Genomic DNA, 24,631 nt, shown 5'->3' on the forward strand with positions numbered 1-24,631 from the left:
GGATCAGCCCTGCGGCAGCGCCGCCAGCTGGGCGGTGATCCGGGCGATGTCGGCCTCGGCGGCCTCCTGACGGCCCCGGATCTTGGCGACCACGTCGTCCGGCGCCTTGGCCAGGAAGGCCTCGTTGCCGAGCTTGGCGGTGGTCTGGGTCTTCTCCTTCTCGGCGGCCGCGAGGTCCTTGGCGAGGCGCTTGCGCTCCGCCGCGACGTCGATGGTGCCGGAGAGGTCCAGCGAGACGGTGGCACCGGCGACCGGCAGCGAGGCGGTGGCCGCGAAGCCCTCCTCGGGGACGGTCAGCCGCAGCAGCGAGCGGATCGCGTCCTCGTGGACGGCCAGCACGGTGCCGGCCAGCTCCAGCTGTGCCGGGACCCGCTGCGCGGGCTGGAGACCCTGGTCCGAACGGAACCGGCGGACCTCGGTGACCACCTGCTGGAGCGTGGCGATCTCCGACTCGGCGGCCGCGTCACGGTAGCCGCCGTCCTTCGGCCACTCGGTGACGACCAGCGACTCGGCGCCGGTGAGGGCCGTCCACAGCGCCTCGGTGACGAACGGGACGACCGGGTGCAGCAGCCGCAGCGTGACGTCCAGGACCTCGCCGAGCACCCGGCGCGAAGCGTCCGCCTGCGGGCCGCCCTTGGCCAGGGTGGTCTTGGAGAGCTCGACGTACCAGTCGAAGACCTCGTCCCAGGCGAAGTGGTACAGCGCGTCCGTGGCCTTGGCGAACTGGTAGTCGTCGTACAGCGCGTCCACCTCGGCGACGGTGGCGTTCAGCCGCGACAGGATCCAGCGGTCGACTGCGGTCAGCTCCTCCGGCGCGGGCAGCGGGCCCTCGACGGTGGCGCCGTTCATCAGCGCGAAGCGGGTCGCGTTCCAGATCTTGTTGCAGAAGTTGCGCGAGCCCTTGACCCAGTCCTCGCCGATCGGCACGTCGGCGCCCGGGTTGGCACCGCGGGCCAGGGTGAAGCGGACGGCGTCGGCGCCGTAGGCGTCCATCCAGTCCAGCGGGTCGACCGCGGTGCCGGAGGACTTCGACATCTTCTTGCCGAACTCGTCGCGCACCAGACCGGTCAGGGCAACGGTCTTGAACGGCGCCTCGCCGTCCATCGCGTACAGGCCGAACATCATCATCCGGGCGACCCAGAAGAAGATGATGTCGTGGCCGGTCACCAGGACGTCGGTCGGGTAGAACTTCTCCAGGTCCGGGGTCCGCTCCGGCCAGCCGAGCGTGGAGAACGGCCACAGGCCGGAGGAGAACCAGGTGTCCAGGACGTCCGGGTCCTGGTGCCAGCCCTCTCCGGTCGGCGGCTGCTCGTCCGGTCCGACGCAGACGACCTCGCCGTCGGGGCCGTACCAGACCGGGATCCGGTGGCCCCACCAGAGCTGGCGCGAGATGCACCAGTCGTACATGTTGTCGACCCAGTCGAAGTAGCGGCGCTCCAGCTCCTTCGGGTGGATCTCCACCTTGCCGTCGCGGACGGCGTCGCCGGCGGCCTTGGCCAGCGGCTCGACCTTGACCCACCACTGCAGCGACAGCCGCGGCTCGACCACCGTGTGGCAGCGCGAGCAGTGGCCGACGGCGTGCATGTACGGGCGCTTCTCGGCGACGATCCGGCCCTGCTCGCGCAGCGCGCCGACAACGGCCGAGCGGGCCTCCAGCCGGTCCATGCCCAGGAAGGGGCCGTGCACGGTGATCGCACCGCGGTCGTCCATGACGGTCAGGTTGGGCAGGCCGTGGCGCTGGCCGATCGCGAAGTCGTTCGGGTCGTGCGCGGGCGTCACCTTGACGGCGCCGGTGCCGAACTCCGGGTCGACGTGCTCGTCCGCGACGACCGGGATCTCACGGTCGGTCAGCGGCAGCTTGATGGTCCGGCCGATCAGGTGCCTGTAGCGCTCGTCCTCCGGGTGGACGGCCACGGCGGTGTCGCCCAGCATCGTCTCGGCCCGGGTGGTGGCGACGACGATCGAGTCCTCGCCCTCGCCGTAGCGGATCGAGACCAGCTCGCCGGGGACCTCCTCGTGCTCCACCTCGATGTCGGACAGCGCGGTGAGACAGCGCGGGCACCAGTTGATGATGCGCTCGGCACGGTAGATCAGGCCGTCGTCGAAGAGGCGCTTGAAGATGGTCTGGACCGCTTGGGAGAGGCCCTCGTCCATGGTGAAGCGCTCGCGCGACCAGTCCACGCCGTCACCGAGGCGGCGCATCTGGCCGAGGATGCGGCCACCGTAGCTCTTCTTCCACTCCCAGACCTTCTCGACGAAGGCCTCGCGGCCCAGGTCGTGGCGGGAGAGGCCGGACTCGGCGAGCTGCTGCTCGACCTTGTTCTGGGTGGCGATGCCGGCGTGGTCCATGCCCGGCAGCCACAGCGTCTCGAAACCCTGCATGCGCTTGCGGCGGGTCAGCGCGTCCATCAGCGTGTGCTGGAAGGCGTGGCCCAGGTGCAGGACGCCGGTGACGTTCGGCGGGGGGATGACGATGGTGTACGCGGGCTTGTCGCTCTTGGCGTCCGCGGTGAAGTAGCCACGCTCTACCCAGCGCTCGTACAGCTCGCCCTCTACGTCCGCGGGGGTGTAGGTCGTCGGGAGGGTTGCCGCATCGTCCCCGGTGGTGCTCACGGGGCGCTGGTTCGTCGTGTCGGTCACGACGCACAGTTTACGTAACCGGGGGCGCTGGTAACGAACCGCTTTCGGTCCCCGGACCCGCCCCGCCCGAGGGGCCCTGCCCGGACGCCGTGCGGTAGCGTGCCCGGGCGCTCGTCCGGGTGACGGGGCGCACACGGAACGACCCGAACCATGACAGGCCGCGGGTGCGGCGGGGGAGCACGAGGACACATGTACGGCCAGGGACAGCAGTACCCGCAAGGTCAGCCGCAGCCCTACGGGGGCCAGCCCCCGTACGGACCGCCGCAGCCGCAGCCGCCCTACGGCGCGCCGCCGCAGCAGCCCCCGTACGGCTACCCGCCCCAGCAGCACTACGGCCCTCCGCAGCCGCAGCCCCCGTACGGTTACCCGCCGCAGGCGCCGTACGGCCAGCCGGGTTACCCGCCGCCCCCGTCGAAGGGCAGGGGCGGGCTGGTGATCGGCCTGGTGGTCGGCGCGCTGGTGCTGGGCGGCGGCGGCTTCGCCGCGTGGAAGTTCCTGGGCGCAAGCGGTGACGAGGGCGGCCGGTACAAGCTCAGCGCCCCGCAGACGCTGCTGGACGGCTACGTCCAGAAGTCGGCGAAGGACGAGGCCGCCGACATGAGCAAGCCCGAGGTCGCGAAGTTCGGCAAGGACCTGCACGGGCTGGGGGCCAGCTACGGCAAGGGCACCGACGTCAAGAACCTGGACTCGCTCTCGATCATCGGCATCTACGGGGAGATCAACGACCCGGACCAGATCATCGCCGACTCGAAGAAGGAGAGCGGCGGGCTGACCTGGACCACCCCGATGACCGACTACCCCGCCAAGGACGCCCACGCGTCCTCGGGGAAGCTCAGCTGCGGCGTCGCCGGCGTCATCGCGGGCAAGCCAGGGCCGACGGTCTGCGTGTGGGCGGACAAGTCCACCTACGGCCGGGTCACCTTCACCAGGCTCAGCCTGGGCAGCACCGGTGACGGCGGCAACCAGGGCATCACCCCGGACCAGGCCGCGGAGAAGACCCGGGCGATCCGCGACGCCATGAAGGTCGCCAAGTAGCACCCGCACGCCACGCGCAGGGCCCCGCACCGGATCCGGTGCGGGGCCCCTCCGTTCGGAGCTCTCGGCTCAGGCGCTCTTCTCGCGGCGCTCGCGCTTGATCATGTCGCGTGGGACGAGGGTGGGGATGGCGTGCTTGGAGACGACGTCCCCGGTGACCACCACGCGGGCGACGTCCTGGCGCGAGGGGACCTCGTACATCACGGACATCAGCACCTCCTCCATGATGGCCCGCAGACCGCGCGCGCCGGTGCCGCGCAGGATCGCCTGGTCGGCGATCGCCTCCAGCGCGTCCCGGGAGAACTCCAGCTCCACGCCGTCCAGTTCGAAGAGCTTGCGGTACTGCTTGACCAGCGCGTTCTTCGGCTCGGTGAGGATCTGCAGGAGCGCCTCGCGGTCCAGGTTGTGCACGCTGGTGATCACGGGGAGGCGGCCGATGAACTCGGGGATCATGCCGAACTTCACCAGGTCCTCGGGCATCACCTGGCGGAAGTGGTCGCTGGCGTCCGACTCGCGCTTGGAGCGGATGTTGGCGCCGAAGCCGATGCCCTTGGCACCCGCGCGGCCCTCGATGATCCGCTCCAGGCCGGCGAACGCGCCGCCGACGATGAACAGCACGTTGGTGGTGTCGATCTGGATGAACTCCTGGTGCGGGTGCTTGCGCCCGCCCTGCGGCGGCACCGACGCGGTGGTGCCCTCCAGGATCTTCAGCAGCGCCTGCTGCACGCCCTCGCCGGAGACGTCACGGGTGATCGACGGGTTCTCGCTCTTGCGGGCGACCTTGTCGATCTCGTCGATGTAGATGATCCCGGTCTCGGCCTTCTTGACGTCGTAGTCGGCCGCCTGGATCAGCTTGAGCAGGATGTTCTCGACGTCCTCGCCGACGTACCCGGCCTCGGTCAGCGCGGTGGCGTCCGCGATCGCGAACGGCACGTTGAGCATCCGGGCCAGGGTCTGCGCCAGCAGCGTCTTGCCGGAGCCGGTGGGGCCCAGCAGCAGGATGTTGGACTTGGCGAGCTCGATCGCGTCGTCGCGGCCGTTGCCCCCGCTGCGGCCCGCCTCGCCCGCCTGCACGCGCTTGTAGTGGTTGTAGACGGCCACCGACAGCGCCTTCTTGGCGAGGTCCTGGCCGACCACGTACTGGTCCAGGAACTCGTAGATCTCGCGCGGCTTCGGAAGCTCCTCGAAGCGGACCTCGGAGGTCTCGGCGAGTTCCTCCTCGATGATCTCGTTGCACAGGTCGATGCACTCGTCGCAGATGTACACGCCTGGGCCGGCGATCAGCTTCTTCACCTGCTTCTGCGACTTGCCGCAGAACGAGCACTTGAGCAGGTCGCCACCGTCTCCGATGCGTGCCACGAGGTGCTTCCCCTTCGCCAGGGGCCCCGCGGGGGTTCCGGGGCCTGGTGCTGTGGACCGTCCGCGCCGACGGCGCTCGGTCTCGCTATCCGACGGTACTCTGCCGGGCCCGTGATTCCGTCCTCTTCGCCAGGTCTGCCCTACGCCCTGGGCGAATTGATACCGAACAGATGCCGTGACAGGGCCCGCCTACGGGCCGGGGCGGGACGCGCAACCGGGTGCGCGCCCCGCCCCTGCGGTGCCGGCCTCAGGAGGTCAGCGAGGTCTTGCGGGTGGAGATGATCTGGTCGACCAGGCCGTACTCGACGGCCTCCTCGGCGGTCAGGATCTTGTCGCGCTCGATGTCGTCGCGCACCTGCTCGATCGACTTGTTGGAGTGCTTCGAGAGCATCTCCTCCAGCTGCTCACGCATCCGGAAGATCTCCTTGGCCTGGATCTCCAGGTCGGACACCTGACCGCGGCCGGTCTCGGTGTACGGCTGGTGGATCAGGATGCGGGCGTTCGGCAGCGCCATCCGCTTGCCGGGGGTGCCGGCGGCGAGCAGCACGGCCGCGGCGGAGGCCGCCTGGCCCATGCAGACCGTGGTGATGTCCGGCTTCACGTACTGCATCGTGTCGTAGATGGCCGTCAGGGCCGTGAACGAGCCGCCGGGCGAGTTGATGTACATCTGGATCTCGCGGTCCGGGTCCATCGACTCCAGGCACAGCAGCTGCGCCATGATGTCGTTCGCCGAGACGTCGTCGACCTGCGAGCCGAGGAAGATGATGCGCTCCTCGAACAGCTTGGCGTACGGGTCGTACTCACGGATGCCCTGCGTGGTGCGCTCGACGAAGCGCGGGACGATGTAGCGGCCCTCGGCACGCATGTCCTCGACGCGGGCCTTGGCGGCCGACAGGCTGGGGATGTTCATGGGGGTTCTTGTCCTCCGGGGCGTTGTGGCTGTGGTCTCGTGGGCCGGGCCGAGGCTCAGGCGCCCGTGCCGCCGCCGCCGGGGACGTCCGCGGCGCTGTGCATGATCGCGTCGATGAGGCCGTACTCCAGGGCCTCCTCCGGGGTGAACCAGCGGTCGCGGTCGGAGTCCCGGGTGATCTGCTCGAAGGACTGGCCGCTGTGGAAGGCGATCAGCTCGGACATCCGCTTCTTGGTGCGGAGCAGCTGCTCGGCCTGGATGCGGATGTCGGTGGCGGAACCGCCGAGGCCCGCGGAGGGCTGGTGCATCAGGATGTTCGCGTTCGGCAGCGAGAAGCGCTTGCCCTTGGCGCCGGCGGTCAGCAGGAACTGGCCCATCGAGGCGGCCATGCCCATCGCGATGGTGACGACGTCGTTCTTGATGTACTGCATGGTGTCGTAGATCGCCATGCCGGCCGAGATCGAGCCGCCCGGGGAGTTGATGTAGAGGAAGATGTCCTTTTCCGGGTCCGCGGCCAGCAGCAGCAGCTGGGCGGTGATCTTGTTGGCGATGTCGTCGTCGACCTGCTGGCCGAGGAAGATGATCCGCTCGTTGAGCAGCCGGTTGTAGACCTGGTCGCCAAGGCCGCCGAGCACGTCACCAGCGGCGGCGTGCGGCGCCATCGGGCCAGGCATCTGCATCTGCGGGAACGTCACTTAGCCACCTGCTCAGTCGGTTTGGACGGTCGCTCCACGGCCGTCACGGTGTCGCACAGCTTCCGGGTATCACGTCGTGATTGTTGCTGTCCAAGGACCCTAACGCGCAGGCCGGGCCGCAGAATCCCTCACGCAGAACTGTTCGCTGTGAGCGCAGGGTCGCAGGGGCCGCGGGTGGGACGACAGCGGGCCCGGACACCGTACGGCGTCCGGGCCCGCTACAGCCTGGAGGGGCTACCGGGGCGCTCAGGCCTCGGTCTTCTCCTCGGCGGCGGCCTCGACGGTCTCGCCCGACTCGTCGGTCTCGTCGTCGTCGAAGTTGACCTCGTTGCCCTCGGTGTCGACGACCTTGGCGGCCTCGACCACGGTGGCCAGCGCCTTGCCGCGGGCGACCTCGCCGACCAGCAGCGGAACCTGGCCGCCCTGGACGACCTGCTGGGCGAACTGGTCCGGGGTGAGGCCGGAGCCGGCGGCGCGGCGGATGAGGTGCTCGGTGAGCTCCTCCTGGTTAACACCCAGCTCCTCGTTGGCGACGATCTGGTCCAGGACGAACTGGGTCTTGATGCCCTTCTTCGCCTGCTCCTCGATCTCCGCGTCCCACTCCTCGCGGGTCTTGCCCTGGGTCTCCAGGTAGGTGTCGAGGTTCAGACCCATGGGCTCCAGCTGGTGGTGCTCCACGTTGTGCTTGCGGGTCTCGATCTCGTCCTTGAGGAGCTTCTCGGGGTACTCGATCTCAACCAGCGCGAGCAGGGCGTCGAGCACCTTCTCCTGGGCCTGGGTGGCCTGGTCGTACTCCTTCATGCGCTCCAGGCGCTTGCGGGAGTCGGCGCGCAGCTCCTCCAGGGTGTCGAACTCGCTGGCCAGCTGGGCGAACTCGTCGTCCAGCTCCGGCAGCTCCTTCTCCTGGACGGCGGTGACGACGACGGTGACCTCGGAGGTCTTGCCCGCCTGGGTGCCACCCTTGAGCTCGGTCTCGAAGGTCTTCTCCTCGCCGGCGGACAGGCCGGTCACGGCCTCGTCGATGCCGTCGATCAGGCGGCCCGAGCCGATCTCGTAGCTGACGCCGTTGGCGGTGCCGTCCTCCGGCACCTCGCCGTCGACCTTGGCGACGAGGTCCACGACCACGATGTCGCCGGCGGCCGCGGCGCGCTCGACGTCCTTGACCGAGGAGAAGCGCTCGCGCAGCTGCTCCAGCGACTTCTCGATGTCCTCGTCGGCGACGACGATCGGGTCGACGGTCACCTCGATGGAGGAGAACTCCGGCAGGGTGACCTCGGGACGGACGTCCACCTCGGCGGTGAACTTCAGGTCGCCGCCATCGGCGATCGTCTCGACACCCTCGATGTTGGTGATGTCGGGCTGGCCGAGGACCTCGATCTTGCCCTCGTCGACGGCCTGCGTGTAGAAGCGCGGCAGGGCGTCGTTGACGGCCTCCTCCAGCACGGCACCACGGCCGAAGCGCTGGTCGATGACGCGAGCCGGGATCTTGCCCTTGCGGAAGCCCGGAACCGTGACCTGCTGGTTGATCTTCTTGTACGCCGCGTCGAGGCTGGGCTTGAGCTCCTCGAAGGGCACCTCGACGGTGAGTCGAACCCGGGTCGGGTTCAGAGTCTCGACGGCGCTCTTCACGGTTACGTCTCCTATGGGCTTGCGGTCAGTTTGTCTCCGCCCTCCCCGGCCTCCCGGCCGGGGCCGGGGCGGGTGGTTCGGGCGAGACGGGCGATGGGCGGTTGGAGCTGCATCTCCCGTGGGTGGACGGTGAGCTTGACTCCTCGCCCTCGTGCGGTTGACCTGGGTGGACGCCACAGGGACTACCGCCAGCGCCCCATCCTACCGGTACCACGAAAGGCGGACGCCAGGCGCCACCGTACCGTCCGAACAGAACAGGGCCCCGCCCCGGTGGGCGAGACCCTGCCGCACTGTCGGGGTGACCGGATTCGAACCGACGGCCTTCCGCTCCCAAAGCGGACGCGCTACCAAACTGCGCCACACCCCGTGGTGCCGAGAGGAAGCGTACACGCCGGGCCTGTACGGCTCGCCGACTATTTCGGGGCGGGGCGGAAGAGGGGGCGCGCGGAATGCGGTGTGCACGGGAGCGGTCGGACCAGGTACGCTGTCCCCCGGACTTCCGGCCGGTGACGGCTGGGGGGTCGTGCGGGCGTAGCTCAATGGTAGAGCCCTAGTCTTCCAAACTAGTCACGCGAGTTCGATTCTCGTCGCCCGCTCTCCGGTTCGGCCCCGGTGCGCTCCAGTGCACCGGGGCCGTCGGCGTTTCCGGGCCCGGGCGGCGTGTCAGAGCCCGAGCCGGGCGGCCCGGGCGGCGGCCCGGTCGAGCAGCTGGTGCACGTCACCCTCCCGGGTGGTGGGGCGGTCGTTGAACTCGTCCGGGGAGCGCGCCGGGCGGCCGGTGGCGTGCAGCACCTCCATCAGCTGGACCCTGGCGGTGCGCACGGTGGCCGGGGTGCCGTAGCCGCGCGCCAGGACGACGGCCTGGGCTCCGAGCAGGCAGACCCGTCCGGAGCCGTCCCACATCGCGCCCTGCAGCCAGCCGTGGGCGCCGATGTAGCGGGAGGCGAGCCGCAGGTGGTCGGCGGCGCTGACCGGGACGGGCCGCGCCGGGCGGCGCAGCGTCCGGTCGAGCAGGGTGGCTCTGGGCTCGGGGTGGCCGGCGTTCCAGGGGCGCGGGGTGCTGCCGTACCGGCAGACGTACGGCACCGGGGTGCGCGCGGGGGCGGGCAGCGAGGCGAGGTAGGCCTCGATCTCGGCGACCAGGCCGGAGTCGTCCGGGCCGGCCGGAGGCCACGTCGGGACGGTGGGGACGAGTGGGACGGCGGGTATCGGGGGGACGGCGGATATCGACGGGTGGGTGGTCGGGGCGGTGCGGGGCATGCGGGCTCTCCGAGCGGACGGCCTTCAGGTTCCGCTCCCCAAAGTGGGGCATTCAGGGCATTTCCGCGACCGGAGTTCATCGATGGGGCCGGGTCGGTCGAACGGTTTCCCGCTCGGGTGTCGGGCCGATAGCCTCGGCGGCGTTCGAGCGCAGTTCGAGCGCGAGCTCAGCCGCCGCGCTCCCGAGGTGGAGGAGTCCCGGTGCGTCCGCAGGAGCGACTGGCCGTCATTCAGCGCTGTGTGGTCCGGGAGATGGCACGACTGGGCCAGGAGTTCCATCCGGACGGCGAGGTGGTGCGCGGCCCGGGAACCACGGCGGTGGCGGTACGCGAGCACCCCGGGGACGACGGCGCCGGGCACGTGGACCTCGGCTTCGTGCTGCGGCTGGGCCGGGCGGACGCGCCGGTGGTGTGGGACTGCGCGGCGGGCCTCGGCAAGACCGAGGAGGAGAAGCTCGCGAACGCGGTGAAGATGTGGGCGACCACCACCGCCTCGGTGCTGGTCGAGCTGGCGGACGGGCGCGGGGTGCACGCGGACCACGAGGACCTGCCGGAACTCCCGGGCTGGCACGCGCTGCAGGGGCCGGCGGCGGTGTTCGGCTTCGGCAACGAGCACCTGGCGGCCTGGCTCGCCGAGCACCGGGTGCTGTCGGCGCTGGCGCCCGCGCTGCGTCCGGAGTTGACCGGTCCGGGGCCGGTGGGCGTGAAGCTCTTCCTGGGCGGGAAGGCGGGCGACGACGTCGCCGAGGTCCGGGTGGGCGGCGAGGTGTCGGAGGCGGCGTCCGCGGCGTTGCGGGCGCTGGACTGGCCGCGCGGCGAACGGCTGTGCTGGGCACGGTTGTTCGTGCTGCTGACGGAGGATCGGGCGGCTTCACCGGCCGCGCCGACGGGTGCCTCGGCACCCGTACCGATGCGCTCCCCGGCCCCGGCGGCGGCACGCCCCCGGGGTCTGTTCGCTCGCTGGCGGGAAGCCAGGCGGGCCGGCCGGTGACCCCCGCGGGGGCCGGGCGGCCCGGCCGATCAGCCGCCGGTGATGCCGGAGATGCTGTGCGCCAGGTTGGCCAGCAGTTGGTTGATCGAGGTCGCGACCGTGGTCTCGTGCAGCATGAAGCCGAAGAGGGCGGCGACGATCGCGTGCGGAATCTTCATCTGCTTGTTCCGGATGAAGATGATGCACAGGATCGCGAACAGGACCAGCGCGGAGACGGAGAGTGCCACCCGGACTCACTTCCTCGTTTCATAGCGTGGTGCCGCCGCCCGGCGACACCTGCGAAGCCGGACCCCGGCCTGCCCGACGGTCCCGAGGCGGAATCGCGGACCGCCCGGCGCAGTGCCGGTGAGGGAGCCCACGGTGAACGGCTGTCTGTGGTGCCGCACGTGTCGCCCCCCATCCCCCGAATCCTGAACAGTCCCGCCCGGACTCAGTGTGGTCGACCGTGCCGATTGCGTAAAGGTCTGAAAGTCAGTCCAACGCCGACATCCTGCGATGCGAGACGAGTTTCCGCCGACCGGGACGATAGCGGAGCCGTCCTGACGAATCGTCGGCGGGGCGGGGCTGAGCGGCCGGGAAACACCCGGCGGCGGGGAACGGAAGCCACTGATCCGGTCTGCCGACGGGGCGTCCGATTTGGCTGAAGATCAGCTCCCAGGCTTGACAGCGGCTGCCGGTGGCATGTGACGGACGACGATGAATATCAGTCGCGGAAAGCCGCCGCGGACCGACGCCTCACGGGACGTCATCACGGGACGTCCTCGCCGGACGTCAGTCGCGCCAGAGCAGCAGGACGGCGCGGTCGTCGTTGATGTCCCGGGCCACCGTCTCGATCAGGGCGGCGGCCGCGCCCACGCCGGAGCCCGGGGCGGCGCCGGGGACGAGCCGGTCCGCCTCCCCCATCAGCCGGTCCATGCCCTCGGTGAGGTCCCGGCCCGGCGCCTCGACCATGCCGTCGGTGCACAGCATCAGCACGTCGCCGCGGTTCAGCCGGCCGCGCACGCCCTCGAACTTGGCGCCGTCGTAGATCCCGAGCAGCGGGCCCTCGGCCTCCTTGACCTCCCAGCGCCCCGCGCCGGCCAGGCGCTGCATGCCCGGCAGGTGCCCGGCGGAGAGCAGCTCGTACTCGCCGGTGTCCAGGTCCAGCACCAGGTGGACGGCGGTGGCGAAGCCCTCCTCCCAGGACTGGCGCAGCAGGTAGCCGTTGGCGGCGGGCAGGAAGTCGTGCGCGGGCAGCGAGCCGACCAGGCCGCCGAAGGCGCCGGAGAGCAGCAGGGCGCGGGAGCCGGCGTCCATGCCCTTGCCGGAGACGTCCGCGAGGACCACCTCCAGCAGTCGCTGGCCGGGCCCGGTGCGGGCGGCGACCACGAAGTCCCCGGAGAAGGACTGCCCGCCGGCCGGGCGCAGCGCCATGTCCGCGTGCCAGCCGGTCGGCAGCTCGGGCACCCGGCTCTGCACCCGCAGCCGCTCGCGCAGGTCGAACAGCATGGTGGAGCCGCCCCACCAGGGGACGCCGACCCGGGCCCGGAACTGGGCCAGCAGCAGGCCGCCGACCCCGGCGGCGCCGACCACCAGGGCCGCGCCCGGGGTCACCCCGTAGATGTAGGCCTCCGGGTTCGAGCTGGCGACCCGCTGGCCGGTGTGGATCACGGACTCGGCGGAGAGGCCGAGGGCGCCCAGCGCGTAGAGCACCACCAGGCTGCCGGGGCGCAGCAGCAGGGCGCCGGCCAGGATCGGCAGGACCAGGGCGGTGGGCGGGGCCCAGTCGGGGATCCAGACGTTGAGCACGATCAGCAGCGGGACGAGCAGGGCGAGCGCGCAGAGCACCGGCCAGTCGGCGGCGCCGCCGCGGAAGTAGTCCACCAGGGCGGTGCGCAGCCTCCGGCGGACCCGGCGGAGCCTCTTGCGCAGCCGGGCCGTCACGGGGCCGGACGCCGGGTTGGCGCCGGGCCTCGTCGCAGTCGTCTGGGGCTCTGGGCCCGGCGCTCTGCCAGCCATGGGGTCCGACCCTATCCACGGGTACGGCCCGGCGTCGACGGCTCGGGGGCGGGCGGCGGCATCGGCGCGCCTGCCGTTCAGCGGGTTTCGGCCGATCGGGCCGGTGGCGGGTGCGGCGTCAGAAGGCGTGCGCCGGTTGGGTGTACGGATCCAGCGGGCAGCGTGCGCGCCCCGCGTGCGGGTATGTCCGCGCGCCGGGGGCCTGTGGCCGATCCCACAGGTGCCGGAGAGGGCCGCGAACGACGGCGGCCGACCGCACGGGAGGTGCGACCGGCCGCCGGAGGACGGTGGGTGACGGGATCAGCCCTGCGGGTGGTGGGCCGGGATCGGCGGGAGCTCGCCGGTGGTCTCGTACTCGCTCAGCATCTGGATCCGGCGGGTGTGCCGCTCCTCGCCGCTGTAGGGGGTGTTGAGGAAGACCTCGACGAACCGGGTGGCCTCCTCCTCGGAGTGCATCCGGCCGCCGATGGAGATCACGTTGGCGTTGTTGTGCTGGCGGCCGAGCTCGGCGGTCTGCACGCTCCAGGCCAGCGCCGCACGGACGCCCTTGACCTTGTTGGCGGCGATCGCCTCGCCGTTGCCCGAGCCGCCGATCACGATGCCCAGGGCCTCCGGATCGGCGGCGGTGCGCTCGGCGGCGCGCAGGCAGAACGGCGGGTAGTCGTCCTCGGCGTCGTAGATGTGCGGCCCGCAGTCGACCGGCTCGTGGCCGGCCTCCTTCAGCCACTCCACCAGGTGGTTCTTCAGTTCGTATCCGGCATGGTCGGAGCCCAGGTACACGCGCATGCCATGAGTGTGGCACGCGGGTGCGCCCGGGCCCGACAACGGGGGCGTCAGCGTCGGCCGAGCAGCTTCCAGGCCAGCGGCAGGGCGCCGGCGGCGAAGGCGGCCTTGAGGGCGTCGCCGACCAGGTACGGGTAGAGGCCCAGCTCGGCGGCGCGGGCCAGCGACACGTGCAGGGTGAGGGCCAGGTACGGCACGCCGACCGCGTAGATGGCGAGGCTGCCGAGGACCATGGTGACGGCGGTGTTCACCGGGGTGCGGTCGGCGCCGCGGCGGGCCAGCGCGCCGGTCACGGCGGCGGCGAGGACGAAGCCGAGCACGTAGCCGAAGGAGGGCATGGCCCAGCCGGAGGTGCCCTCGGCGAACCAGGGCAGGCCCGCCATGCCGGCCAGCAGGTAGAGGGCCAGCGAGGCGACACCGCGGCGGGCGCCGAGCGCGGTGCCGACCAGCAGGGCGGCGAAGGTCTGGCCGGTGACCGGCACCGGCGAGCCGGGGACGTTCACCGACAGCTGGGCGGCCACGCCGGTCAGCGCGGCGCCGCCGACCACCAGGGCCAGGTCGCGGGCCTGGGCGCCGAGGCGGGTGGAAGCGGCGGGCAGCAGGTCGGCGAGGACGGCGCGGCGCGGTGTCGGGGTGGTGGCAGTGGCCATCGGGGGCTCCTCCAGGAGGGTCCAGGTGAGTGAACACCTGTGAACCTACGTGGTGATCCACTGCGCCGCCGCCACGGTTTCGAACAAAGCCCCGCCCCCGGGCGTTGTCGGGTCCGACCCGTGACAACGGTCCGTCAATATACCGACACGTAACGTCGCGACCCGGTCCGCATCGTGGTCCCGAACCGGACATTTTTGGCATGCTCAGCAGCGTCGCCGGATATTGGACAACTAGCACCGAATTTCGCACAGTCTGGATCCACCCTTCATGGCCCGTACCTCCGCGCGCTCGACGCCCGGGACCGCCCACACCGGGAATCCCCCGGCGTCCGGCCAGCAGCTCTCCCACGGGCTCAAGCAGCGCCACCTGTCGATGATCGCCCTCGGCGGCGTCATCGGCGCGGGCCTCTTCGTCGGCTCCGGCGCCGGCATCGCGGCCGCCGGACCGGCGATCATCCTCGCCTTCGCCTTCTCCGGCCTGCTGGTCATGCTGATCATGCGGATGCTCGGTGAGATGTCCGCCGCCCGCCCGGCCTCCGGGTCGTTCTCGGTGCACGCCGAGAAGGAGATCGGCCCCTGGGCCGGCATCACGGCCGGCTGGATGTACTGGGTGATGCTCTGCTGCGGCGTCGCCGCCGAGGCCACCGCGGCCGGGAAGATCGTCAACGGCTGGATCCCCGGTGTCTCCGCCTGGATCTGGGTCGCCCTGTTCATGGCCTTCTTCTGCGCCAGCAACCTGACCGCGGTGAAGAACTTCGGCGAGTTCGAGTTCTGGTTCGCCGCCATCAAGATCGCGGCGATCGTCGCCTTCCTGGTCCTCGGCGGGCTCGGCATCGCCGGTGTGATCGGCCCCGGTGCCCCGGGCACCAGCAACCTCACCGGCCAGGGCGGCTTCCTGCCCACCGGCGTCAGCGGGCTGATCGTCGGCCTGCTCGCCTCGGTCTTCGCCTACGGCGGCCTGGAGACGGTGACCATCGCCGCGGCCGAGTCCTCGGACCCCAAGAAGAACGTCGCCAACGCGGTGCGCACGGCGGTGTGGCGGATCGCGATCTTCTATATCGGCTCGATGGCCCTGATCGTCACCCTGGTCTCCTGGAAGGACCCCGCAGTCGTCGCCAACGGCCCGTACGTCACGGTGCTGCGCCACCTCGGGGTGCCCGCGGCCGGGACGATCATGGAGGTGGTGGTGCTGGTCGCGCTGCTGTCCGCCATGAACGCCAACATCTACGGCGCCTCCCGGATGGCGTACTCGCTGGTCGGCCGCGGCCAGGGCCCCAGGGCGCTGGCCAAGGTCAGCGGCGGGGTGCCGCGCCGGGCCGTGCTGGCCTCCTGCACGTTCGGTTTCGGCGCCGTGCTGGCCGCCAAGTTCTGGCCCGCCACCGTGTTCACCTGGCTGATGAACACCACCGGTGTGGCGATACTCGTGGTCTGGCTCTTCATCTGCATCGTCCAGCTGCGGATGCGCCGCCGGCTGGAGCGCGAGGCGCCCGAGCTGCTCACCGTGAAGATGTGGGGCTACCCGTACCTGACCTGGATCTCGATGGCCGCCGTGGCCGGCATCCTCGCGCTGATGACCACCACCGCGGGCAACCGCCAGCAGCTGTACGCGGCCGGGGTGCTGGTCGCGCTGCTCAGCGGGGCCGGCCTGCTCAAGCAGCGCCGGGACGCGGCCGCCGCCCGCTGACGCGAGTTCTGAAGACGGACCCGAGGCCTGGTACCAGCTGGTGCCAGGCCTCCTCGCGTTGGTGGAGGGCGTGAAAGGATGCTCCCGCGTACGCGGCCACACCGCGCGCGGAACCGCACCATCCACAGACGCACCACCGTGCGAGCCGGACAAAGGAGTACCGCCGTGCCGGGCAAGAACCTGAGTCGCGAGGAAGCCCAGCAGCGGGCTGGCATCCTGGCCGTGGACAGCTACCGGGTCCGGCTGGACGTGACCTCGGCCCCCGATCCGGCGGCCGCCACCTTCCGGTCCACCACCACCGTCGCCTTCCGCTGCTCCCAGCCCGGCGCCGGCACCTTCCTCGACCTGCTCGCCCCCGCCGTCCGCTCGGTCACTCTCAACGGCCGCACCCTGGACCCGGCCACCGCCTACGACGGCGCCCGGGTGCACATCGACGGACTGGCCGCCGAGAACGTCCTGACCGTCGAGGCGGACTGCGCCTACAGCCGCACCGGCCAGGGCCTGCACCGCTTCGTCGACCCGGCGGACGGCGAGACCTACCTCTACACCCACTTCGAGCCGGCCGACGCCCGCCGGGTGTTCGCGAACTTCGAGCAGCCCGACCTGAAGGCCGCGTTCAGCTTCACCGTGGCCGCCCCGGCCGCCTGGGACGTGCGCTCCAACGCCGTGCACGAGAACGTCACCGTGGAGGGCGACGCCCGCACCTGGGAGTTCGCGCCGACCAGGCCGATCTCCACCTACCTCACCGCCGTGGTGGCCGGCCCGTACCACGTCGCCACCGACCACTACAGCCGCGAGCTCGCCGACGGCACCACCCTGGAGATCCCGCTCTCCGCGCTGTGCCGCAAGTCGCTCGCCCCGTACTTCGACGCGGAGGAGATCCTCGGCGTCACCAAGCTCGGACTCGACTTCTTCCACGAGGAGTTCGACTACCCGTACCCCTTCGGCAAGTACGACCAGGCCTTCGTCCCGGAGTACAACATCGGCGCGATGGAGAACCCGGGCTGCGTCACCTTCAAGGAGGAGTTCGTCTTCCGCTCGAAGGTCACCGACGCCGCCTACGAGTCCCGTGCCAACGTCGTCCTGCACGAGATGGCGCACATGTGGTTCGGCGACCTGGTCACCCCGCGCTGGTGGGACGACCTGTGGCTGAAGGAGTCCTTCGCCGACTTCATGGGCTCCTACGGCCTGATCGGCGCCCACACCCGGTACTCCTCCGCCTGGGTCACCTTCGCCAACCAGCGCAAGGCCTGGGCCTACGAGCAGGACCAGTTCCCCACCACCCACCCGATCACCGCGGACATCCGCGACCTTGAGGACGCCAAGCTCAACTTCGACGGGATCACCTACGCCAAGGGTGCCTCCGTCCTCAAGCAGCTGGTCGCGTACGTCGGTTCGGACGCCTTCTTCGAGGGCGCCCGCCGCTACTTCAAGCGGCACGCCTTCGGCAACACCGAGCTGGCCGACCTGCTGGGCGTGCTGGAGGAGACCAGCGGCCGCGACCTGAAGAGCTGGTCGGCCGCCTGGCTGCAGACCGCCGGGGTCAACGCACTCACCCCGCAGGTCACCACCGACGCCGAGGGTCGGATCACCGAGCTGGCCGTGCTGCAGGACGGCGACGTGTTGCGCCCGCACCGGATCGCGGTCGGCCTGTACGACCGGGACGCCGACGGCGCCCTGGTGCGCACCGAGCGGATCGAGCTGGACGTCACCGGCGCCCGCACGGTCGTCGCCGAGGCCCTCGGCCGCCCGCGCCCGGCCCTGGTCCTGCTCAACGACGAGGACCTGACGTACTGCAAGATCCGCTTCGACGCCGACTCCCTGGAGACCCTGCGCGGCGACCTCGGCGGCATCCGCGACGAACTGGCCCGCGCGCTCGCCTGGTCCGCCGTCTGGAACCTCACCCGGGACGGCCTGATGCCGGCCCGCGACTACGTCGCCCTGGTGCTGCGCTTCGCCGGCCGGGAGGGCAACATCGGCGTGCTCCAGTCGCTGCACGCCCAGGCCAGGACCGCCGTCGACCTGTACGCCGACCCGGCCTGGCGTGCCGAGGGCGCCCGGCAGCTCGCCGACGGCGCCCTGCGCGAGCTGCGCGAGGCCGTCCCCGGCAGCGACCACCAGCTGGCCTGGGCCCGCTTCCTCGCCCAGACCGCGGGCGGCGCCGAGCACCTCGGACTGGTCCGCGGCCTGCTGGCCGGCAGCGCCCGGATCGACGGCCTGGAGGTCGACCAGGAGCTGCGCTGGGCGCTGTGGCTGGCGCTGGCCGCCGCCGGGCAGGCCGGCGACGAGGAGCTGGCCGCGGAGCTGGCCGCCGACAACACCGCGGGCGGGCAGCGCCAGTACGCCCAGTGCCTGGCCGCCCGGCCGACGCCGGAGGCCAAGGCCGCCGCCTGGTCGGCGGTGATCGACTCGGACGAGCTGCCGGGCGCCCTGGTCCGGGCCAACGCCGCGGGCTTCTCGATCCCCGCCCAGCGCGACCTGACCTCCCTCTACGCGGCGCCGTACTTCAAGCTGCTGGAGAAGGTCTGGACCGAGCGGAGCATCGAGACCGCGGTGCTGATCGTCGGGGGCTTCTTCCCGATCGCCCAGACCGGTGAGCAGACCCTGGCCGAGGCCGACGCCTGGCTGGACGGCCACCCGCAGGCCGCGCCGGCCCTGCGCCGCCTGGTGCTGGAGCACCGGGACGACCTGGCCCGCGCGCTGCGGGCGCAGGCCTGCGACCGGGCCTGACGGATCGCGAAGGGGCCCGCCGTGTTGTCCACGGCGGGCCCCTTCGCGTTTCCGGGCGTCAGTCGCGGTTCAGACCGCGGTCCAGGGCGGCGATCGCGCTGCCCTGGGCGTCGTCGCCGTCGAGCGACCAGACCATCACCCCGGCCAGGTCGTTCCAGCGCGTGTACCGGGCCTTCTGGGTGAGCACCTCGGCGGTGTCGTAGCTGTAGAAGTTGGTGCCGTCGTACTTCCAGGACGCGCCGTGGTCGCGGTCCACGTACACCTTGCCGGGCAGCGCGTTGAGCTCCTGGTACGAGTGGTCGGGCGCCGCGGCGGTGGCGCTCTGGTAGAGGCCGCCGCGCTTGCCGGGGGCGACGCCGGTCCAGCCGTGGCCGTAGAGCGGGGCGCCCAGGACGAGCTGCTCGGAGGGCAGGCCACGCTCCTGGTAGTGGGTGGCGGCGAGGTCGGCGCTGCGCCGGCGGGCGTCCGGGTCGGCCGGGTCGGAGTAGAGGTTGGCCTGGTGGTTGGCCGGGCCCTTGCCCTCCCAGGGGCCGTGCAGGTCGTAGGTCATCAGGTTGAGCCAGTCCATCGACTCGCTCAGCTCGGGCAATTCGAGCCGGTCGGCGACGGTCTCGTTGGCGGCCACGGCGGCGGTGAGCAGGTAGTGCTTGCCCTTCTTGCCGCTCAGCGCGTCCAGCTGACGGCGGAACTCCTGCATCAGCAGGGTGTAGTTGTGCCCGTCCTCGGGGCGGACCACGTTGCCCGCGTCCCCGCCGCCGCCCGGGTACTCCCAGTCGATGTCGATGCCGTCGAAGACGCCGGCGGCCGCGCCCGTGCCGCCCTCCGGGGAGCCGGGCAGGACCGGCAGGTTGCCCTTGAGGTAGAGGTCGATGCAGGAGGAGACGAACTTCTTGCGGGCGGCGTCGGTGGCGGCCGCGTCCGAGAAGTACTTGGACCAGGTCCAGCCGCCCAGCGAGATGACCGTGCGCAGCTGCGGGTTCTTCGCCTTGAGCTTGCGCAGCTGGTTGAAGTGGCCCTTCAGCGGCTGGCCTGGGGCGTCGGCCACGCCGTCCACCGAGTCGGCGGCGGAGAAGGAGCGCTGGTAGTCGTTGTGGGCGTCGCCCTGGCCGGCCTCGTTGGACTCGTAGCAGGTGCCGTCGGCGGAGACGTTGCCGAAGGCGTAGTTGATGACGGTGAGCTTGGCCGCCTGACCGGAGTCCTGGACCCGCTTGGCGGAGCTGTCGGCGCCCCACTGCGTGAAGTAGCCGACCCGCTGGCCCTTCAGCTTCGGGCCGTGCCCGCCGGCGGCGCTGGCGGTGGCGGGGGCGGCGAGCAGCGCGGCGGCGGTGGCTGCGGCGAGCAGGGCTGAGGCGCGAGTGGGCATACCGGACCTGTTCTCTGAGGCGGCGTCAAATGGTCTGGACCAGATGGCACAGAGGTTTAGTCCATCTCCCGTTCACCGCACAAGGGGTCGGCGGCATCCGGCGCAGTATGCAAAAGGCGGGTGTGCGCGGGAGCACGCGGAAGGGGCCGGACCGCGAGGTGCGGTCCGGCCCCTTCAGGCGCTAGTGCGGAGCTCAGCCGATGAGCGAGCGCAGCACGTACTGCAGGATGCCGCCGTTGCGGTAGTAGTCCGCCTCACCGGGGGTGTCGATGCGGACGACCGCGTCGAACTCCTTGTCACCGGCCTTGACCTTGACGGTCTTCGGGGTGCGGCCCTCGTTGAGCTCGGTCACGCCGGTGATGGAGAAGGTCTCCTCGCCGGTCAGGCCGAGGGACTCGGCGTTCTCGCCCTCCGGGAACTGGAGCGGCAGGACGCCCATGCCGATCAGGTTCGAGCGGTGGATGCGCTCGTAGGACTCGGCGATGACGGCCTTGACGCCCAGCAGCGCGGTGCCCTTGGCGGCCCAGTCGCGGGAGGAGCCGGAGCCGTACTCCTTGCCGGCCAGGACGACCAGCGGGATGCCGGCGGCCTGGTAGTTCTGCGAGGCGTCGTAGATGAACGACACCGGCGCGTCGGCCTGGGTGAAGTCGCGGGTGTAGCCGCCCTCGGTGCCCGGCGCGATCTGGTTGCGCAGGCGGATGTTGGCGAAGGTGCCGCGGATCATGACCTCGTGGTTGCCGCGGCGCGAGCCGTAGCTGTTGAAGTCGCGCTTCTCGACACCGTTGGCGGTCAGGTACTGCGCCGCCGGGGTGCCCGGCTTGATGTTGCCGGCCGGGGAGATGTGGTCGGTGGTGACCGAGTCGCCCAGCTTGGCCAGGACGCGGGCGCCGGCGATGTCGGTCACCGGGCTCGGGGTCTTGGCCATGCCCTCGAAGTACGGGGGCTTGCGGACGTAGGTGGACTCGGCGTCCCACTCGAAGGTGTTGCCGGTCGGGACCGGGAGCGACTGCCAGCGGTGGTCGCCGGCGAAGACGTCCTGGTAGCCCTTGTCGAACATGTCCTGGTCGATGGAGGCGGCGACGACGTCGGCGACCTCCTGCTCCGACGGCCAGATGTCGGCGAGGAAGACGTCGTTGCCGTCGGCGTCCTTGCCCAGGGCGTCCTTGGTGATGTCGACGTTCATGTTGCCGGCGAGGGCGTAGGCGACCACCAGCGGCGGGGAGGCCAGGTAGTTCATCTTGACGTCGGGGTTGATCCGGCCCTCGAAGTTGCGGTTGCCGGAGAGCACCGAGACGACCGCGAGGTCGGACTCGTTGACGGCGGCCGAGACCTCCTCGGGCAGCGGGCCCGAGTTGCCGATGCAGGTGACGCAGCCGTAGCCGACCAGGTTGAAGCCCAGCTTCTCCATGTACGGGAGCAGGCCGGCCTTCTCGTAGTAGTCCATGACGACCTTGGAGCCCGGCGCCAGGGTGGTCTTGACCCAGGGCTTGACCTGGAGGCCCTTCTCCACGGCCTTCTTCGCCAGCAGGGCGGCGCCCAGCATGACGGAGGGGTTGGAGGTGTTGGTGCAGGAGGTGATCGAGGCGATCACGACCGCGCCGTTGTCGATCTCGTAGGTCGAGCCGTCGGGGGCGGTGACGGCGGTCGGCTTCGAGGCCTCGGCCGAGTAGGTCGGCAGCGCCTCGGCGAACTTCTGCGCGGCCTCGGCCAGGACGACGCGGTCCTGCGGGCGCTTCGGGCCGGAGATCGACGGGACGACGGTCGAGACGTCCAGCTCCAGGTACTCGGAGTAGACCGGCTCGTGCGACGGGTTGTGCCAGAGACCCTGCTCCTTGGCGTACGCCTCGACCAGGGCGAGCTGCTGCTCGTCGCGGCCGGTGAGCTTCAGGTAGTTGATGGTCTCGGCGTCGATCGGGAAGATCGCGCAGGTCGAGCCGAACTCCGGCGACATGTTGCCGATGGTGGCGCGGTTGGCCAGCGGGATGGCGCCGATGCCGTCGCCGTAGAACTCGACGAACTTGCCGACCACACCGTGCTTGCGCAGCATCTCGGTGATGGTGAGGACCAGGTCGGTGGCGGTGGTGCCGGCCGGCAGCTGGCCGGTCAGCTTGAAGCCGACCACGCGCGGGATCAGCATGGAGACCGGCTGGCCGAGCATGGCGGCCTCGGCCTCGATGCCGCCGACGCCCCAGCCCAGCACGCCCAGGCCGTTGACCATGGTGGTGTGCGAGTCGGTGCCGACGCAGGTGTCCGGGTAGGCCTGGCCGCCCCGGACCATGACGGTGCGGGCCAGGTGCTCGATGTTCACCTGGTGGACGATGCCGGTGCCCGGCGGGACGACCTTGAACTCGTCGAAGGCGGTCTGGCCCCAGCGCAGGAACTGGTAGCGCTCCTTGTTGCGGCCGTACTCGATCTCGACGTTCTGGGTGAACGCGTCCTTGGTGCCGAACTTGTCGGCGATGACGGAGTGGTCGATGACCAGCTCGGCCGGGGCCAGCGGGTTGATCTTGTCCGGGTCGCCGCCCAGCTCCTTGACGGCCTCACGCATGGTGGCGAGGTCGACCACGCACGGCACGCCGGTGAAGTCCTGCATGATCACGCGGGCCGGGGTGAACTGGATCTCCTGGCTCGGCTGGGCGTCGGCGTCCCAGTTGCCGAGGGCCCGGATGTGGTCGGCGGTGATGTTCGCGCCGTCCTCCGTGCGGAGCAGGTTCTCCAGCAGCACCTTGAGGCTGTAGGGCAGCCGCTCGGAACCCTCGACGGCGGAGAGCTTGAAGATCTCGTACGACTCGTCGCCCACCTGCAGCGAGCTGCGGGCGTCGAAGCTGTTCGCGGACACGACTGACTCCTTCTGGATGCTTCGTGCGGTATCCGGCCGCCACGCGGTGGTAAGGTCAGCCTTACTTAGGCTTACCTTGCCCGCATCGCCGGCGAGCGCCTCTCGGCAAGTATCTTGATGTCGAGATATATCGTATGGGCAAGTTATCTCGATGTCGAGATAAACCATAGTGCATGCCGCCGCCATCACCACCGCGGGCATGGCACCACCACCAGCTCACCACCGGAACCGCCCGTCGGCGAGGGGACGAACGCCCCGGCGGAACCGCTGACGAGGCGGTCCTCCGGTGCGGTGCGGACCGGGCGCGGCGGTGTCCTTCCCGGCCCGACGCCGTTAGCAGGGAGACCGTCGCCCCGCCCGTGGAAGGCCCGACCGATGACCGCACCGCTCGCCGCCGCGCTGCTGCCGCTGGCCCTGCTCGCCCCCGCCGCCTCGCCGGTCTCCGTCCAGGAGGCCGACTTCGACCCGGCCACCGCCTTCGTCCCGCCGGCCGCGATCAGCTACGCGCAGGACCTGGTGCCGTACGGCTCGCACGCCCGGCTCGTCACCGACCGCTCGACGCCCGGGCGCACGGCGCTCACGCTGATCGCCACCGGGCTCGCCCCCGACCACGAGTTCCCGGTGCACCTGCACACCGGCGACTGCGGGGCCGACCCCGCCGCCTCCGGGCCGCACTACCAGGACGTGCCCGACCCGGTGCAGCCGTCCACCGACCCGGCGTACGCCAACGACCGCAACGAGCTGCGGCTGGTGCTGCGCACCGACGGGCGGGGCGACGGCGCCGCCACCGCGGCGGTGGGCTGGCGGCCGCGGCCGGGCCAGGCCCGCTCGCTGGTGCTGCACGCGGGCACCCCGGCCGGGCCGCACGGGGCGGGCGACCGGGTGGCCTGCGTCAAGCTGGAGCGCTGAGGCCGCTCGCGCCGGGCGTTCGCACCGGGCCTCCCGGGGGCGCCCGGCGCTCCGTCAGGAGCCGAGGGTGGCCACCAGGACCGCCTTGATGGTGTGCAGGCGGTTCTCGGCCTGGTCGAACACGATGGAGTGCGCCGACTCGAAGAGCTCGTCGGTGCACTCCAGCTCGGTCATGCCGGTCGCCTCGTACATCTGCCGCCCGACCGCGGTGCCGAGGTCGTGGAAGGCGGGCAGGCAGTGCAGGAACTTGACGTCCGGGTTGCCGGTGGCCCGGACGGTGTCCATGGAGACCTGGTACGGCTTGAGCAGCTCGATCCGCTCGGCCCAGACCTCCTTGGGCTCGCCCATCGAGACCCAGACGTCGGTGTAGAGGAAGTCGACGCCGGCCACGCCCGCGGCCACGTCCTCGGTCAGGGTGATCCGGGCGCCGGTCTGCTCGGCCAGCGACTGCGCGGCCTTCCGCACCTCCTCGGTCGGCCAGAGGGCGCGCGGGGCGACGATCCGGATGTCCATGCCGAGCAGGGCGCCGGTCACCAGCAGCGAGTTGCCCATGTTGGAGCGGGCGTCGCCGAGGTAGGCGAGGGCGACGTCGGGGAGCGGCTTGGCGGTGTGCTCGGTGACGGTGAGCACGTCGGCCAGCATCTGGGTGGGGTGCCACTCGTCGGTCAGGCCGTTCCAGACCGGGACCCCGGCGTACTCGGCCAGCTCCTCGACGATCTCCTGGCCGTGCCCCCGGTACTCGATGCCGTCGAACATCCGGCCGAGCACCCGGGCGGTGTCCTTGACCGACTCCTTGTGCCCGATCTGCGAACCGGAGGGGTCCAGGTAGGTGGTGGTGGCGCCCTGGTCGTGCGCGGCGACCTCGAAGGCGCACCGGGTGCGGGTGGAGGTCTTCTCGAAGATCAGCGCGATGTTCCTGCCGCGCAGCCGGGGCTGCTCGGTGCCCGCGTACTTGGCCGCCTTGAGGGTGGCGGCGAGGTCCACCAGGAAGCGGAACTCCTGGGGCGTGAAGTCGAGCTCCTTGAGGAAGTGCCTGTTCCGGAGGTTGAAGGCCATACCGGGCTCCTGGGGGTGACGGGGCTGCGGAAAGTGGCAAGTGTATACGACAGTCGGAATTTCTATACGGAACGGGGGTGGACGAAGGGGGAGTCCGGGGC

18 protein-coding genes and 2 tRNA genes are annotated in these 24,631 nt (G+C 71.0%); 6 read left to right on the plus strand and 14 right to left on the minus strand.

The annotated features are described in order from the left end of the window. Positions 1–3: 3 nt before the first annotated feature. Complete coding sequence (locus RZ50_RS14145; RefSeq protein ID WP_196950253.1) at positions 4–2,640, minus strand: valine--tRNA ligase; 2,637 nt, start codon at positions 2,638–2,640, stop codon at positions 4–6. Positions 2,641–2,829: 189 nt separating this feature from the next. Between RZ50_RS14145 and RZ50_RS14150 the strand changes: the two genes are divergently transcribed. Further along, positions 2,830–3,675 (plus strand): hypothetical protein, encoded by an 846-nt coding sequence (locus tag RZ50_RS14150; protein WP_196950254.1) that lies wholly within the window; start codon positions 2,830–2,832, stop codon positions 3,673–3,675. A 69-nt stretch (positions 3,676–3,744) separates the two neighbouring features. Here RZ50_RS14150 and clpX read toward each other — a convergent pair whose 3' ends face one another. The 5 genes from clpX to RZ50_RS14175 all read right to left on the minus strand — a co-directional run bounded on the left by clpX (position 3,745) and on the right by RZ50_RS14175 (position 8,635). Continuing rightward, positions 3,745–5,034: an ATP-dependent Clp protease ATP-binding subunit ClpX gene (gene clpX / locus RZ50_RS14155; protein WP_196950255.1), complete on the minus strand. Its 1,290-nt coding sequence runs from the start codon at positions 5,032–5,034 to the stop codon at positions 3,745–3,747. 247 nt (positions 5,035–5,281) lie between these two features. After that, positions 5,282–5,944 carry an ATP-dependent Clp protease proteolytic subunit gene (locus RZ50_RS14160; RefSeq protein WP_196950256.1) on the minus strand — a complete coding sequence of 221 codons (663 nt, stop codon included), beginning with the start codon at positions 5,942–5,944 and terminating at the stop codon, positions 5,282–5,284. 56 nt (positions 5,945–6,000) lie between these two features. After that, the gene (locus RZ50_RS14165; protein WP_046386806.1) at positions 6,001–6,618 is read right to left on the minus strand and encodes an ATP-dependent Clp protease proteolytic subunit; all 618 of its coding nucleotides are present in this window, start codon (positions 6,616–6,618) and stop codon (positions 6,001–6,003) included. Between the two features lie 267 nt (positions 6,619–6,885). Beyond that, a complete protein-coding gene (gene tig / locus RZ50_RS14170; protein ID WP_196950257.1) occupies positions 6,886–8,268 on the minus strand; it encodes a trigger factor in 1,383 nt (460 codons plus the stop codon). A gap of 293 nt (positions 8,269–8,561) precedes the next feature. Next, a tRNA-Pro gene (locus tag RZ50_RS14175) sits at positions 8,562–8,635 on the minus strand. A gap of 158 nt (positions 8,636–8,793) precedes the next feature. On the opposite strand from RZ50_RS14175, the gene RZ50_RS14180 reads away from it, so the two are divergent. Beyond that, a tRNA-Gly gene (locus tag RZ50_RS14180) sits at positions 8,794–8,864 on the plus strand. A gap of 67 nt (positions 8,865–8,931) precedes the next feature. On the opposite strand, the gene RZ50_RS14185 is transcribed toward RZ50_RS14180, so the two are convergent. Continuing rightward, entirely contained in the window at positions 8,932–9,528 is a 597-nt protein-coding gene (locus tag RZ50_RS14185; protein ID WP_196950258.1) for a hypothetical protein, read from the minus strand. A gap of 201 nt (positions 9,529–9,729) precedes the next feature. Here RZ50_RS14185 and RZ50_RS14190 point away from each other — a divergent pair, with 201 nt between their 5' ends. Further along, the gene (locus RZ50_RS14190; RefSeq protein ID WP_196950259.1) at positions 9,730–10,518 is read left to right on the plus strand and encodes a DUF6348 family protein; all 789 of its coding nucleotides are present in this window, start codon (positions 9,730–9,732) and stop codon (positions 10,516–10,518) included. Between the two features lie 29 nt (positions 10,519–10,547). Here RZ50_RS14190 and RZ50_RS14195 read toward each other — a convergent pair whose 3' ends face one another. The 4 genes from RZ50_RS14195 to RZ50_RS14210 form a co-directional block, all read right to left on the minus strand. Next, positions 10,548–10,745, minus strand: a complete 198-nt coding sequence (locus RZ50_RS14195) for a hypothetical protein (protein WP_196950260.1) — start codon at positions 10,743–10,745, stop codon at positions 10,548–10,550. Positions 10,746–11,289: 544 nt separating this feature from the next. Next, complete coding sequence (locus RZ50_RS14200; protein WP_254802701.1) at positions 11,290–12,429, minus strand: PP2C family protein-serine/threonine phosphatase; 1,140 nt, start codon at positions 12,427–12,429, stop codon at positions 11,290–11,292. Between the two features lie 387 nt (positions 12,430–12,816). Next, the gene (locus tag RZ50_RS14205) at positions 12,817–13,302 is read right to left on the minus strand and encodes a ribose-5-phosphate isomerase (RefSeq protein WP_196950262.1); all 486 of its coding nucleotides are present in this window, start codon (positions 13,300–13,302) and stop codon (positions 12,817–12,819) included. 47 nt (positions 13,303–13,349) lie between these two features. Continuing rightward, on the minus strand, positions 13,350–13,949 hold the full coding sequence (locus tag RZ50_RS14210) for a biotin transporter BioY (protein WP_196950263.1): 600 nt from the start codon (positions 13,947–13,949) through the stop codon (positions 13,350–13,352). Positions 13,950–14,217: 268 nt separating this feature from the next. Here RZ50_RS14210 and RZ50_RS14215 point away from each other — a divergent pair, with 268 nt between their 5' ends. Together RZ50_RS14215 and pepN are read left to right on the plus strand one after the other, a co-directional pair. Continuing rightward, entirely contained in the window at positions 14,218–15,633 is a 1,416-nt protein-coding gene (locus RZ50_RS14215) for an amino acid permease (protein ID WP_196950264.1), read from the plus strand. Between the two features lie 165 nt (positions 15,634–15,798). After that, on the plus strand, positions 15,799–18,363 hold the full coding sequence (gene pepN / locus RZ50_RS14220; protein ID WP_196950265.1) for an aminopeptidase N: 2,565 nt from the start codon (positions 15,799–15,801) through the stop codon (positions 18,361–18,363). Between the two features lie 58 nt (positions 18,364–18,421). Here the strand turns inward: pepN and RZ50_RS14225 are convergent, their stop codons facing one another. Both RZ50_RS14225 and acnA read right to left on the minus strand, forming a co-directional pair. Beyond that, complete coding sequence (locus tag RZ50_RS14225; RefSeq protein WP_196950266.1) at positions 18,422–19,726, minus strand: glycoside hydrolase family 18 protein; 1,305 nt, start codon at positions 19,724–19,726, stop codon at positions 18,422–18,424. A 193-nt stretch (positions 19,727–19,919) separates the two neighbouring features. Further along, positions 19,920–22,565 (minus strand): aconitate hydratase AcnA, encoded by a 2,646-nt coding sequence (gene acnA / locus RZ50_RS14230; protein ID WP_196950267.1) that lies wholly within the window; start codon positions 22,563–22,565, stop codon positions 19,920–19,922. A 375-nt stretch (positions 22,566–22,940) separates the two neighbouring features. On the opposite strand from acnA, the gene RZ50_RS14235 reads away from it, so the two are divergent. After that, on the plus strand, positions 22,941–23,474 hold the full coding sequence (locus tag RZ50_RS14235; RefSeq protein ID WP_254802483.1) for a superoxide dismutase family protein: 534 nt from the start codon (positions 22,941–22,943) through the stop codon (positions 23,472–23,474). 54 nt (positions 23,475–23,528) lie between these two features. On the opposite strand, the gene argF is transcribed toward RZ50_RS14235, so the two are convergent. After that, positions 23,529–24,530, minus strand: a complete 1,002-nt coding sequence (gene argF, locus RZ50_RS14240) for an ornithine carbamoyltransferase (RefSeq protein WP_196947331.1) — start codon at positions 24,528–24,530, stop codon at positions 23,529–23,531. Between the last annotated feature and the right edge of the window lie 101 nt (positions 24,531–24,631).

Origin of the sequence: Kitasatospora sp. SUK 42, from assembly GCF_015776785.2 — a bacterium.
Taxonomy (GTDB): domain Bacteria; phylum Actinomycetota; class Actinomycetes; order Streptomycetales; family Streptomycetaceae; genus Kitasatospora.